This is a genomic window from Paenibacillus aestuarii, from assembly GCF_027789125.1.
Classification (GTDB): domain Bacteria; phylum Bacillota; class Bacilli; order Paenibacillales; family NBRC-103111; genus Paenibacillus_E; species Paenibacillus_E aestuarii.
This window is the reverse complement of the sequence record NZ_JAQFVF010000092.1, coordinates 81,860-94,614: the sequence shown is the minus strand read 5'-3', so window position 1 is coordinate 94,614 and position 12,755 is coordinate 81,860. Positions and strand designations below refer to the sequence as shown.

The window sequence follows — 12,755 nt, the reverse complement described above, 5'->3', positions numbered from 1 at the left end:
TGCATATATTGGTAATGGTGTGTTGTGACAAAATTCACAATGATGTCAAGTTCCACGGCGATTTCGAATGGGGACAGGAGGGTGCAGAGATGCTGCATATTGTCGTTTGTATCAAGCAAGTACCTGACAGCCGAGAGATACGGATTGATCCTAAAAATAACACGCTGATTCGACAAGGGGTTCCAAGCATCGTGAACTTTTACGATATGCACGGCTTGGAAGAGGCGCTGCGCATTAAAGATGAGCATGGTGCCCGAGTGACAGTGGTCACGATGGGTCCACCGCCGGCGGAAAAGGGCTTGAAGGAATGCATCTCGCTAGGCGCAGACGAGGCCGTTCTAGTAACGGACCGCGGCTTTGCCGGTGCAGATACGCTCGCTACCTCCTATGTGATCGCCAAAACCATTAGTAAGGTCGAGGAAACTTGGGGACCGGTCGATATCGTATTCTGCGGCAAGCAGACACTTGATGGCGATACGGGGCAGGTCGGACCGGGTGTTGCTTGCCGATTGGATTTGGAACAGCTTACTTATGTGAACAAAGTGGTGGGTGTGGATGCATCCAAGCGGAAAGTTCGTGTGCACCGACTGTTGGAGGACGGAGTCGAGGTTGTGGAGACAAGCATGCCCGTTCTGGTCACCGCGCTCAAGGAGCTGAACAAAGTGCGGAGAGCAACGCTGCCTGGCATGATTCGTGCGGCACGCTATAAGCCGGTCGTCTGGACGACAGCGGATTTTCCGGACTTGGAGCGAGCGAAAATCGGTTTGAAAGGCTCGCCGACGATCGTAGCCAAAACATGGGTGCCAGAAGTGAAAGCGGTTAAAACGCAAATGATTACTTCTGACACGGCAGAAGGGGCTGCGGCCAGTTTGGCCGATCAGCTATGGGAGAAAGACTTGCCGGCCCGCTTGGGTTGGATTTCATAAACGGAAAGGTGGACGAAGCATGGTAAGCGATAAGTCAACCGAACAAACCGATGCCAGCATGCCGGACTGGTCCGCATATCGCGGTGTACTCATTGTAGTCGAGCAGCGCGACGGTGAAGCAAAGAATGTTTCCTGGCAGCTGCTGGGCGAAGGAAAGAAGCTGGCGCAGAAGCTGGAAGCGCCGCTCATGGCGCTCGTGATCGGCGACGGTGTCGCTCATCTCGCCGAGGAAGCCGTGCATTACGGCGCGGACCGGGTGTATCTCTGCGAAGCTCCGGAGCTGAGCACGTATCGGACCCGGCCGTACAGCCGGGTATGCCTGCAGCTGATCGAGGAAGCGAAGCCCGAGATCGTGCTGTTCGGCGCGACCGCTACGGGCCGCGACCTGGCAGGTGCGATAGCGACGCATCTGCCGACAGGCTTGACGGCGGACACGACGCAGCTGGACGTCGAGCCGCCGCCTTCACGGCTGCTGCTGGCCAGCCGACCGGCTTTTTCCGAGAAGATGATGGCCACCATCCTCTGTAAGCAGTACCGGCCGCAGATGGCGACTGCGCGCGCCGGCGTGTTCCAGGCGCTGCCGAAGGACACGGCGCGCACGGGCGAGATTGTGCGCATCGAGGCCGGGATGCGCGAGGAAGAGATTGCCGCGCAGGTGCTCGACTTCCTGCGCGAAACGGGCAAGATTAATCTCGAGGAAGCCGAGATTATCGTCTCCGGGGGCCGCGGGCTGGGCGGACCCGACGGCTTTGCGCCGCTCGCCGAGCTGGCGGAAGCGCTCGGCGGCGTCGTGGGCGCGTCGCGGGCGGCGGTCGACGCAGGCTGGATCGGGCACGAGCACCAGGTCGGCCAGACCGGCGCGACGGTGCGCCCGAAGCTGTACTTCGCCATCGGCATCTCTGGCGCCGTCCAGCATACAGTGGGCATGAGCAACGCCGATGTGGTCGTGGCGATCAATAAGGATGAAAAGGCGCCGATTTTTCAATTCGCCCATTACGGCATCGTCGGCGATTTATTTAAGATTGTGCCGGCGATCACCGCAGAGATCAAAAAGCGCCGCACGGTGTTCGGCATGCCGCTGCCAGGTGCAGACAGCCCAGCTGCGGGAGCTGAAGGTGAAGCCGTAGGATCCGACTCGCAGGATATCGATATCGCCGCACGGGAGAGGAGTGAAGCCAGATGAACGAAAAGTTTGACGCGATCGTCGTCGGCGGCGGTCCAGCCGGAGCGGCGGCAGCTTTAACGATGGCACGAGGCGGTTTGTCAGTTGTGCTGCTGGAGCGCGGGGAGTTCCCCGGCGCCAAAAATATTTTTGGCGGTGTGCTGTACCGCAAGCAAATCGAGGAACTGGTACCGGAGTTTTGGAAAGAAAAGAATTTCCCGATGGAACGCTACATTGTGGAGCAGCGCGTCTGGATGATGGGCAAGGAGTCGATGGTGACTTTCGGCCACCGCAATGAAGCGTACAAGGAACCTTATAACTGCTTTACCGGGCTGCGGGTAAAATTCGACCAATGGTTCGCGGATAAAGCGGTGGCGGCAGGCGCCTTGCCGATCTATGAAACGGTCGCGCTGGATGTGATTCGCGAAGGGAACCGGGTCGTCGGCGTCCGCACGGACCGGGAGGACGGCGATCTGTATGCCGACGTTGTGGTCATTGCCGATGGCGTCAACTCTTTGCTCGGCAAAGCGATGGGCATTCACCGCGAGTGGCAGCCGGATGAGGTTTCCTTGGCTGTCAAAGAGGTGATAGCGCTTCCGAAGGAGAAAATCGAGGATCGGTTCGGCCTTGAGGGCGACGAAGGCGTGACCATCGAATTCATGGGCGAAACGTCCTTGGGCATGGCCGGCATGGGCTTTTTGTATACGAATAAAGAAACGATTTCACTTGGTGTCGGGGTCATGGTGAATCACCTGCGCGATAAAAAGGTGAAGCCTTATGCGGTTCTTGACGCGGTGAAGCAGCATCCGATGATTCGCAAGTTGATTCAAGGCGGAGAGACGAAGGAGTATTCGGGGCATCTGATACCCGAAGGCGGTTTTCATTCGATTCCGCCGCTCTCCGGCGACGGCTGGTGCGTCTGCGGCGATGCGGCGCAGCTCGTGAACTTTGTGCATCGTGAGGGCACGAATCTGGCGATGACGTCAGGCCGCTTAGCGGGCGAAGCGATCGTCGAGGCCAAGGCGCGCGGTGATTTCTCAGCGGCCTCGCTGCGGGCTTATGATCAGAAGATCCGCGAATCGTTTGTGCACAAAGATTTGAAGAAATACAAAGGCATGCATCAGTTCTTGAAGGAGCAGGACCCTGAGCTGCTGTTCGATAAGCTGCCGAGAGCGTTGAATGAAGCGGCGTATAATATGTTCCTTGTGAACGGGGAGTCGAAGGCGGATAAACAAAAAATGGCTGTCCAGCTCATCAAGGATGCGGCCGGAGGCACGATGAACCTCATGAAGCTGGGCTATAAAGGATGGAGGGCGATGAACGGATGAGCAAGACGGACGTCTCAGAGAAACTGTTCACCATTCGCTACAAATGTGACGACAAGTCGCATTTGATTATTAAGGATGCGCAAACCTGCTTGAGCTGCACGACCAAGGATTGCAACTACTTTTGCCCGTCAGACGTATACGAGTGGGAAAAGAAGCTGAAAATCACCACAGTCGCTTTCGAAAACTGTATCGAGTGCGGCACGTGCCGCATCGCCTGCCCGTCGCACAACATCGACTGGGTGTACCCGAAGGGCGGCCATGGCATCACGTACAAATTCGGCTAAGCGCTGCTTAAGCCGCAAAAGGATCCACGGCCGCGAGCGGCTGTGGATCCTTTTTATCTGCGATGATGTGGGCTTGGTGAGCAGCTTCTGATCGTGTAGTCAGGAAACGCCCATTTACAGCGGCCTAACGTGCCGACTTCGCGCCTATAATCCGATTTTGCCCGCTTAGAGCCGCAAAGCCAAGGGTTATACCCAGTAATGGCTGCTGCAATTGGGCAAAATCGGACTACAGTGGTCAAACGCAGCCAAACGCCCGCTGTAGTTCCGCAAAACCGGACTACAGCAAGCTGCCTGGGGTACTGGCAAGCACCAGCCTAGCTACTCTTGGTAACTCCAGCATTATCACCATAGAAGCTACTCCCGCAACCCCGGCGTCATCACCAGAGTAACTGCTCTCAACCGCTGCAGCCCCGCCGGGCCGGATCCATGCTAAACGTGATAGCTGCCGATGGGTGCATTCAACACCCACTCCAGCATGTCGATCATATCGCCGAGCCGCTCAAGCTGGGCATTCAACGCATCGCGCTCGGCATCGCTGCCCGCCGCTTCTTTACGCGTTTGCAGCGCTTGTTGCTGCTGCTGCAGCTCGTTCAATTTGCGCTTGATTTGACTTTCTGTTCTCATGATTTGCACCTCACTGCTGTTGGTTCGAGACTATTTCCCTATGATACCTTCATTCGGTTGGAGAATTCAAACAGGAGGCAGGGGCGCAAAGCGGCAAACATGCTATACTGGATCCATCCAACATTTACCTCATCACAAAAGGAGCCAGTGAAATGATGAAGCTGCAAGGTATCAATCATCTATTATTTTCCGTATCCGATCTGGAGAGATCGATTCGCTTTTATCAGGAAGTGTTCGGCGCCAAGCTGCTGGTTAAAGGCCGGAAACTCGCCTATTTTGATTTGGACGGACTTTGGCTGGCTTTGAACGTGGAGGCGGATATTCCGCGCAGCGAAATTCATCAGTCCTACACCCATATGGCGTTCACCATCAAAGAGGAAGATTATGAGCAGCAATTGGAGCGATTAACGCAATTGCAAGTGAACGTTCTGCCAGGCCGACCGCGCAGCGAACAAGACGCACTGTCCATCTATTTTACCGACCCCGACGGCCACAAATTTGAGTTTCATACGGGCACTTTGGCGGATAGGTTGCGCTATTATAAGGAAGAGATGCCGCACATGACATTTTATCCAGATGACGAGCCGCCTCACAAAACTGAACATAAATAAAGCTGCTGTCCCCACTGCTAGATTGTGCGTAAAGTTGTTGAAAATCTATTCTATCATCTATCGTAACGAGGGGACTGGTATTCGTAATTTGTCGGCTTTAAAAAAGGTGGATTCCAAATCATTCCAAGTTCATGTATGATAGAACTAATTTTATGATTGGGAGGGTGGATGAAGATGCTGCAGCGACCGGAAAGTCATGAGTACGCGCCTTTTTTTGCAGGCTATATCAGCACCGTACAGAATGAAGAGATCTTCACATTTTTACAGCGCCAAGGGGAAGAGATTGCAGCTCTGTTCACGCAAGTGACGGAGGCGCAGAGCGACCACCGCTATGCCGAGGGGAAATGGAGCCTTAAGGAAGTGCTCGGTCATATTACAGACACCGAGCGGGTGATGAGTTACCGGCTCATGCGCATTGCGCGAGGCGATACGACGCCGCTGCCCGGCTTCGATCAGGACGTCCTGATCGAGAATGGATCGTTAGGCGATTTTACATTGGCTACACTGCTTGCAGATTTCCAAGCTGTGCGCCAAGCTTCGATCAGCCTGCTGCACACCATCCCCGCATCTGCATGGCTGCGCGAGGGGAATGTGAGCGGCAGAGACGTTACAGCGCGGTCTCTCGCCTATATTATTGCCGGCCATTCCCAGCATCATTTGAATATCGTCAAAGAAAGATATCTATAGGTTAAAAAAAGAACGCTCATCCGTACGGGATGGCGTTCTTGCTTTTACTAGATTAATAGAGTGATAAGGCGAGGGAGTCGCGCTCGTTCAACGAGTGTAAAATGGCTTCGCAGCCGACAATTTCAATACTGATGATCGAATCCAAACATTTCTTCAGTGTTGCCCGGCCCTTCGTAACTTTCGCTTCAAGCGCGGATTTCAAGAGATTGAATTTCTTTTTATTTTTCTCATCGGAGTATACGGGCACGGTTTTGTTGTGAATCGTAATAAACATTTTCATTTCAGGTCACCATCCTAAGAATTGGATATAGATGTAGCATAATAAAGTTTTATTAATCTAACATTAAAATAGTTTTACAATTTTCCTACAAATAGATAGATTTGCTATTCAATTCTAACGAATATTCAAGCATTGCCGTCGGCTATGTACGGAATTCTCGGGTTCAATTATTATTACGGGCAAGAGGTTAAAAATGTTTCATTATAAGCAAAGTTTTCCTGCAATGCGACTCAACTTTTTTCCCATTTAATATCCAACACGTAGTTAGACGCCTTGACATCGCAATTGGTTCAAAAAAACGTCCAGACTGGCGGCAAGTAAAAAGAAAACCTTACCAACATTCGGAGCCTATGATATCGTAATGAAATACATATAGAGAGGAGTGTAGATGACATGCTGGGAATTGATCATTATTTCGTGTTTTTAATTTCGGGACTGGTGTTGAATATTACGCCTGGCAGCGACACATTGTACATTTTGGGCAGAAGCTTGGCTCAAGGTAAAGGAGCGGGGATGATGTCCGTATTCGGGATCATTAGCGGCGCTGTCGTCCACACGGTTCTTGCGGCATTCGGGCTTTCGCTCATTCTGATGAAATCGGTTGTTGCTTTTCAGCTTATCAAATGGCTTGGGGCAGCTTATCTGTTCTACATGGGGATTAAAGCGCTTCGTGCGAAATCCGCTGCGGCGGGTGTGAAGGAGATGGGGCGGACGGCGAACCGCAAAATTTATATGCAAGGCTTCCTCACGAACCTGCTGAATCCGAAAGTAGCTTTGTTTTATTTAGCCTTTTTGCCGCAGTTCGTTTCTGTGGATAATACGTATGGCGCGCTGCCATTTTTAATTCTGGGCTTGACCTTCATTACGACAGGTACGCTTTGGTGTACGCTTGTGGTCATCGGTACGGATTTGGCCTCACGGCGGCTGCGCTCTGGCGCCATGGCGAAGTATTTAAACAAAATAACCGGGGTAATCTTCATCGCCCTCGGTATCAAATTGCTACGCGCAGTCAAGCCGTGAGCAGCACAGCAAGGGAGGGTAACCGGAAGGTTACCCTTTTTGTCATTCCTGATTCGCCTGCTGCCGAAACAGCTTGGGGGAGACACCGAACTTCAACTTGAACGCGCGGTGAAAATAAGGGTAGCTGCCGAAACCGCAGCTTAGAGCGATCTGCTCCAGCGACATCGAGCTGTCGTGCATGCGTTCGACGGCGCTGGCGAGCCGCACCTCGAGGGCATACTGCATCATCGTTTTGTCGAAGCATTCCTTGAAAAGATGCACGGCGCGCGAAACGCTTAATCCGACGTGGGCGGCCACGTCTTCGATTTTGAACGTCGCTGTCGCGTGCGCTTCAATAAACCGTTTCATCCGCGTGCCGGTGAACGGACGCCCTTGCAGGGAGACGGTCTCCGTGGCCGCCCGCTCCACATACAGACAGAGCGCTTGCAGCAAATAGCCGCTGAGCTCGCGGTTTTCTTCCTCCATTCTGCGCTTCTCCAGAATGAGCTGGCGCCAAAGCGAGATCAGCCGTGGATCGAGATCGATGCGGCTGTATGTAGGCTTGGCGCCGCGTCGCCACCAGTCGTCGATCCAGTCGCCTTTACAGAATAAATAATAGTCACCGCTGGCGATTTTGCCGTCGGCCTGCTCTTCGATGTGCAGCTCGTAGGGATCGCCGGGCTGGTAGAGAAGCAGGTCGCCGGCTTCGATGCGCTGCAGCTTTCCGTTCACCAACGCTTCGCTGGTGCCTTCGGTTTGCAGACGAAAAAGATAAGAAGTGAGTCCGCTTTTCGTACTGACTGTGAACTTTTCCATATGGAAGGAGTAGCCGCATGTTAAGAGTTCGGATTCCATGACGTCCACCTTTCGTAGCCAAATAGGAGATGTTTCAATTATATCGTGAATGGTCAGGCTAGGCTAGGAGACTTATAATAAAGCTATATTCGCAAATTAGGGAGATGAGGAAATGGCTCGTATTGGAATTGGTTTGCAATTGTATACGCTAAGAGACGATATGGCTAACGATATGGAAGGCACTCTTCGTCATGTGGCGAAACTTGGATATGAGGGTGTTGAGTTTGCCGGTTACTACGGCATGCCGGCGGAACAGCTGAAGCAGCTGCTGGATGAAATTGGCCTGAAAGCAATCGGCAGCCATGTGAGCTTGGCGAATCTCCGCAACAACCTGCAAGGCGAAATCGACTATCTGCGCACAATCGGTGCGAAATATATCATTTGTCCTTACGTGATGCCGGATGAGCGTCAAACGGTTGAGCAATGGCAGCAAATTATTGCAACTTGTGAAGAGATTGCTGTGGAAGCGAAGAAGCAAGGTTTGCAATTCCTGTATCACAACCATGATTTCGAATTCCATGCCAAGATCGGGGAAGAATTCGTATTCGACGCCATGTATGCCAAAACAGGCGAAGGCGCGATCAACGTTGAAATGGACGTGTGCTGGGTACAATTCGCTGGGCAAGATCCGCTTGCTTATATCGCGAAATACGCAGGCCGTTTGCCGCTTGTTCATTTTAAAGATTTCAGCAAAGATGAAGAAGGCAAAATCATTACGTTGGAGCTCGGCCTTGGCAACGTCGATTTAGAGAAAGTGATCGTGGCTGCAGAGCAGGCAGGTGCAGAATGGCTTGTGGTGGAACAGGATCACTGCCAGAAACCGCCGCTTACAAGTGTGGAGAACAGCTTGAACTGGGTAAAAGAACATTACACGAACGTTCGTTCGTAATATAGGGATTAAGGAGATCGAATAACCATGAGTAAAATTAAAGTTGCCGTCGTTGGCTGCGGCTCGATTGCCAAACATCGTCACATTCCAGAATACAGTTGGAATCCGAACGTAGAGCTTGTTGCTTTCGTCGATCCGGTTATCGAAAGAGCTGAGCACTACGCGCAGACTCACGGCGGTAAAGCTTACAGCAGCTATACGGAAATGCTTGCAAATGAAAAAGTGGACGCTGTCAGCGTCTGCACGCCGAACTATCTGCATGCGGAAGTATCGATTGCCGCAGCGAATGCCGGCGCACATGTGCTCGTTGAGAAGCCGATGGCTTCGACGACAGAAGAAGCGGAAGCTATGATTGCCGCGGCGAAAAAGAACGGCGTTTTCCTGATGGTTGGCCACAACCAGCGTCTGATGCCTCCACATGTGAAGGCGAAAGAAATTTTGGACAGCGGCAAATTGGGCCGTGTGCTGACATTCCGCACGTCCTTCGGTCATCCGGGTCCGGAGCGCTGGAGTATTGACGGTCGTGACAGCTGGTTCTTCCGTAAGGAAGAAGCGATCATGGGCGCCATGGGTGACCTCGGCGTACATAAATCCGACTTGATCCGCTGGCTGCTAAGCGATGAAGTTTCGGAAGTGGCCGCTTTTGTTGGCACGCTTCACAAAGAAGGCACACAAGTGGACGACAACGCGACTTGCGTGCTGCGCATGAAGAGCGGCGCGATCGGTTCCCTCGTTGCCAGCTGGACGTACTACAAAGGCGAGGACAACTCGACCGTACTGTGGTGTGAGAACGGCGTGATGAAGATCGGTACGCATCCGGACGACCAAGTGATCGTTGAGCTGCGCGACGGCACTGTGGAGAAGTACAAAGTCGGTACCATCTCCACGAACGAGAAACAAGTGAGCAGCGGCGTCATCGACGAATTCATCGGCAGCATTGCCGCAGGCCAAGCGCCGCGTATTTCCGGTGAAGAGGGAATGCGTTCCCTGAACGTCATCTTGGCTGCATTCGAATCGCAGGCAACGGGTAGAATCGTACCGCTGTCCTAGTCACAGCGTATAGGAGGCTGCCCCAAAGTCATCGTAGATGGCTTTGGGGCAGCTTTTTTTGCTTTGGCGCGCCGTGCGGCGGGGGCAAGGGAGCTTTTAGCGTTGTTGTACAACGCTAAAAGCTGAGGGGAACGCCGTGAAGGGGGCGTTAGCGTCGTGAAGCGCGTTTAAGCCCGAGACGTTTGTCCTAGCGATCCGATGTTCGTGTTTGGTGGGCAAGTTTGAAAGTAGCTAGTTTGGCGGTTGTGTTGGGTTTGCGTGAGAGCAGCTAGTCGGCGGTACAGGAGTTACGTCGCTGTAGTCCGGATTTTCCCAATTGAATAAGGGATCATGCGCGTCGGGGATGCTGCAATCCGGTTTTGCCCAATTGCAGGGCACTTTCTACGCGTTTGAGCGAAAAAGGTGCCTGTAGTTCGGCAAAACCGGACTAGAGCGATCAAATACGCGCTACAGCCTCACGCAATTGGTTTTTTCCGAACTACAGAGCTTGCCCGGTACCCAACGCCCTCACGATTGGGGCTCAGTCGGCCGGAAACTCAAGCTGCAGTCCGGTTTTGCCCAATTGCTGGGGCTTTTGGGGCGTATGTCTAAGTGGGCAAAATCGGCCTGGAAACTAGAGTCTGCTACGGTGAGGCGCTGTTAGGCGTTCAGCGCCCCGCCGCTAGCGCAAAAAAGCCCTTAGCGGAAGCACATCGTCCGCTAAGGGCCATTCCCACCCTCGCTGGGCTCAGCCGAGGGATCGCTATTCTTTTATCGCCCGCCGATCTCGACGGGCCATGTGTTGGACTTGCCGATGACATCGTCCTTAGAATCTTTGACGTTCATCTGAATGTCCCAGATGCCCGACTTCAGGCGGTCGCCTTCTACGACGGCCGTAGCGGTGTGCTCATCGACCCAAGTGGTCGGGAGCTGCTCGCCGTTCAGCGTCGCATAAGCAAGCGGCGGCAAGTTTTCGCCGGTAATTTTCAGCGTTACGCTGCTGCGGCCGGATAAATCCTGCGTATCAGGCACAACGCCGGCAATCGTGATCGGCCCATAACCAAGCCGGTAATGAGGGTCGATAATCGGCGTTGTATAATCCTTGTACGCATGGCGATCCCCGAACAAGATATCATATTGGAGCGTCTCATAGTCCTTGAGATCGTCAGCTTTGACGTGCATCTCCGCAAAATGATCCTGAGGCGGGATGACCGGTACTTTTTTCGAAAGCTGCTGCAAATAATCGGTGTAATAGCTGCCGTGCTGTCTGGACAAATCGATCAAATAAGGGCCTAAGAACGATGGACTAATGTTCAGCGAATCTTTATGAGACGTGTCAAAATTGTTCCAAACGACCAGTGGAACGCTGTACATCTTTTTCAGAAAGTCCGGATCATCTTTGCCGCTAATATATTTGGTATCGATATAAGTGGCATAATCGTCACCAAGTGCGGGTAGGTGATCGCCCCAGAAAGCGATAATCGTCGGCTCGCCGCTTTGTTGATAATGCTCGACCAGTTCCTTCAGCATATTATCCGCAGCACTGATGCCCTGCGCCAACGTCTCCAGCATGCCGATGGAAGAAGGAGCTACATTGCCTGTAACGTCGATCGTATTTTTCGGGAACTTGCCAGGGTAGAAATGAAAGTGATTTTCCATCGTGTTGGCGAACACAAAATCAGGTCCATTGCTCTGGCTCGTTGACTTGATGATATTGGCGGCCACTTCGCTGTCAGCGATATAAGGGCCTTCATAATTCGGTTTGAAATATTCAATTGGAATATATTTGGAAAATCCAAAATCCTCATACACTTTTTTACTGTTAAAATACCAGTTGTAAAAAGGGCTGATCGCCGTAGACGTGTACCCCTGTCTCGCATAGATGCTGGCCAAGGAATCGACCTCACCGTTAATGTACTGGTTGTAAGCAACGGAGCCCTGCGGCAAGAAACGCATGGAATTCCCCGTCAACACTTCAAATTCGACGTTGGCCGTCCCCCCGCCATATTGCGGTGACAGCATCCATCCGCCTGTTCCTTCCCGTTGCAGCTTGTGAAAGAAAGGAATCGGATCGCGGCTGAACTGTACACTTTGGATCAAAGTCGGATCCCAAAAAGCTTCGCTCAAGATCACAATGACGTTCGGCTTGATGTCGCCAAGCGATGCACCAGCTTTCTCCGGTTTCGGCGTTTGGCTGACGATCGTCTCAATCGCCTTGTCATCATACCCGGGATGTCCGCCGCCGAACATCGCTTTTGTGTTCAAAAAGGTAGCGAGCGCAAAGCCGTTGGATTGGGTGTTGTCAGCCTGATTCCAGGTCTCAGCTTGAATATGCGCCCATCTCTGCACAGGCAGCGGTTTGTCCGTGTAGACAGCAGCAAGCATAATGACACCGGCAGCAGCCATGATGATGCGTTCTTTTTTGGCAAACCGCTTGGCAATCCACGTGGTCCGGTAGAAGAGAACGTAGCTGGCACCGATAAATAACAGCAAGGCAACTAAAGTGCGGGCGTTCAAAATATTGGTGACATATTTGACCATGTCCGTTCCTTCGCCGGCAACCATCAGATCCCAAGGTGTCAAAGGAACTCCTAAAATCTTCAGCTTAACGCCACTAATGAGTGCAAAAATGATAAAAATAGCGGAAATCACCCAGTAAGCGATGCGGGTGCGGCCGATCGCTGCCATCAGCAGCAGCATGAATCCAAGGAGGATGGACCCGTTGAAAATAAGCTCCAGAACGTGGCTCACACTCCAGGTCAGCATCTCCAAATAACGGCCGCGGCTCAAAATTTCCATAATGAGCAAAGGAATTAGAGCGGCAAGCAATAGCGGTGACCATTGACGGACAAACCGCCATGCGGGAATGAGTTTATTTCTCATAGTGTCTCCATAAGTAAAAAATATTTAGTTATTGTAAAGGATATCAGACATTATATCACGGCAAACGATTTTATTCGATGGTTTGAGATCTCTCTTCTTACATTTTTTATGCGGATAAAGGCGGTTTTGTCGCATATATTTTTGTTACGGGTAGACCGTTGAGGCAGGCAGGAAAATACTGTCTGAAACTCGAAGAAA

13 protein-coding genes are annotated in these 12,755 nt (G+C 52.3%); 9 read left to right on the top strand and 4 right to left on the bottom strand.

All coding sequences use genetic code 11. The annotated features are described in order from the left end of the window. The first annotated feature begins 89 nt into the window (after positions 1–89). From O9139_RS32340 to O9139_RS32325, 4 genes are read left to right on the top strand one after another with little or no spacing between them, the layout of a single operon-like run. Positions 90–926, top strand: coding sequence for an electron transfer flavoprotein subunit beta/FixA family protein (locus O9139_RS32340; protein ID WP_270885862.1), 837 nt, complete (start codon positions 90–92; stop codon positions 924–926). 19 nt (positions 927–945) lie between these two features. After that, positions 946–2,109: an electron transfer flavoprotein subunit alpha/FixB family protein gene (locus O9139_RS32335; protein WP_270885861.1), complete on the top strand. Its 1,164-nt coding sequence runs from the start codon at positions 946–948 to the stop codon at positions 2,107–2,109. Then, positions 2,106–3,416, top strand: coding sequence for an FAD-dependent oxidoreductase (locus O9139_RS32330; protein WP_270885860.1), 1,311 nt, complete (start codon positions 2,106–2,108; stop codon positions 3,414–3,416). Before O9139_RS32335 ends, O9139_RS32330 begins: the two co-directional genes overlap by 4 nt. Then, the gene (locus O9139_RS32325; protein WP_270885859.1) at positions 3,413–3,700 is read left to right on the top strand and encodes a ferredoxin family protein; all 288 of its coding nucleotides are present in this window, start codon (positions 3,413–3,415) and stop codon (positions 3,698–3,700) included. Before O9139_RS32330 ends, O9139_RS32325 begins: the two co-directional genes overlap by 4 nt. 429 nt (positions 3,701–4,129) lie before the next feature. Here the strand turns inward: O9139_RS32325 and O9139_RS32320 are convergent, their stop codons facing one another. After that, positions 4,130–4,324, bottom strand: a complete 195-nt coding sequence (locus O9139_RS32320; RefSeq protein ID WP_270885858.1) for a hypothetical protein — start codon at positions 4,322–4,324, stop codon at positions 4,130–4,132. A gap of 155 nt (positions 4,325–4,479) precedes the next feature. Here O9139_RS32320 and fosB point away from each other — a divergent pair, with 155 nt between their 5' ends. Both fosB and O9139_RS32310 read left to right on the top strand, forming a co-directional pair. Continuing rightward, entirely contained in the window at positions 4,480–4,935 is a 456-nt protein-coding gene (gene fosB, locus O9139_RS32315) for a metallothiol transferase FosB (protein ID WP_270886020.1), read from the top strand. Between the two features lie 174 nt (positions 4,936–5,109). Then, positions 5,110–5,622, top strand: a complete 513-nt coding sequence (locus tag O9139_RS32310) for a DinB family protein (protein ID WP_270885857.1) — start codon at positions 5,110–5,112, stop codon at positions 5,620–5,622. A 52-nt stretch (positions 5,623–5,674) separates the two neighbouring features. On the opposite strand, the gene O9139_RS32305 is transcribed toward O9139_RS32310, so the two are convergent. Next, the gene (locus tag O9139_RS32305; RefSeq protein WP_270885856.1) at positions 5,675–5,902 is read right to left on the bottom strand and encodes a 3-dehydroquinate dehydratase; all 228 of its coding nucleotides are present in this window, start codon (positions 5,900–5,902) and stop codon (positions 5,675–5,677) included. Positions 5,903–6,295: 393 nt separating this feature from the next. Here O9139_RS32305 and O9139_RS32300 point away from each other — a divergent pair, with 393 nt between their 5' ends. Next, positions 6,296–6,922 (top strand): LysE family translocator, encoded by a 627-nt coding sequence (locus O9139_RS32300; RefSeq protein WP_270885855.1) that lies wholly within the window; start codon positions 6,296–6,298, stop codon positions 6,920–6,922. A 42-nt stretch (positions 6,923–6,964) separates the two neighbouring features. On the opposite strand, the gene O9139_RS32295 is transcribed toward O9139_RS32300, so the two are convergent. Next, positions 6,965–7,756 carry a helix-turn-helix domain-containing protein gene (locus O9139_RS32295; RefSeq protein ID WP_270885854.1) on the bottom strand — a complete coding sequence of 264 codons (792 nt, stop codon included), beginning with the start codon at positions 7,754–7,756 and terminating at the stop codon, positions 6,965–6,967. 112 nt (positions 7,757–7,868) lie between these two features. On the opposite strand from O9139_RS32295, the gene O9139_RS32290 reads away from it, so the two are divergent. Next, positions 7,869–8,645 (top strand): sugar phosphate isomerase/epimerase family protein, encoded by a 777-nt coding sequence (locus O9139_RS32290; RefSeq protein ID WP_270885853.1) that lies wholly within the window; start codon positions 7,869–7,871, stop codon positions 8,643–8,645. Positions 8,646–8,672: 27 nt separating this feature from the next. Further along, a complete protein-coding gene (locus O9139_RS32285; RefSeq protein ID WP_270885852.1) occupies positions 8,673–9,695 on the top strand; it encodes a Gfo/Idh/MocA family protein in 1,023 nt (340 codons plus the stop codon). 750 nt (positions 9,696–10,445) lie between these two features. Here O9139_RS32285 and O9139_RS32280 read toward each other — a convergent pair. Beyond that, positions 10,446–12,557 (bottom strand): LTA synthase family protein, encoded by a 2,112-nt coding sequence (locus tag O9139_RS32280; RefSeq protein ID WP_270885851.1) that lies wholly within the window; start codon positions 12,555–12,557, stop codon positions 10,446–10,448. Positions 12,558–12,755 lie beyond the last annotated feature (198 nt).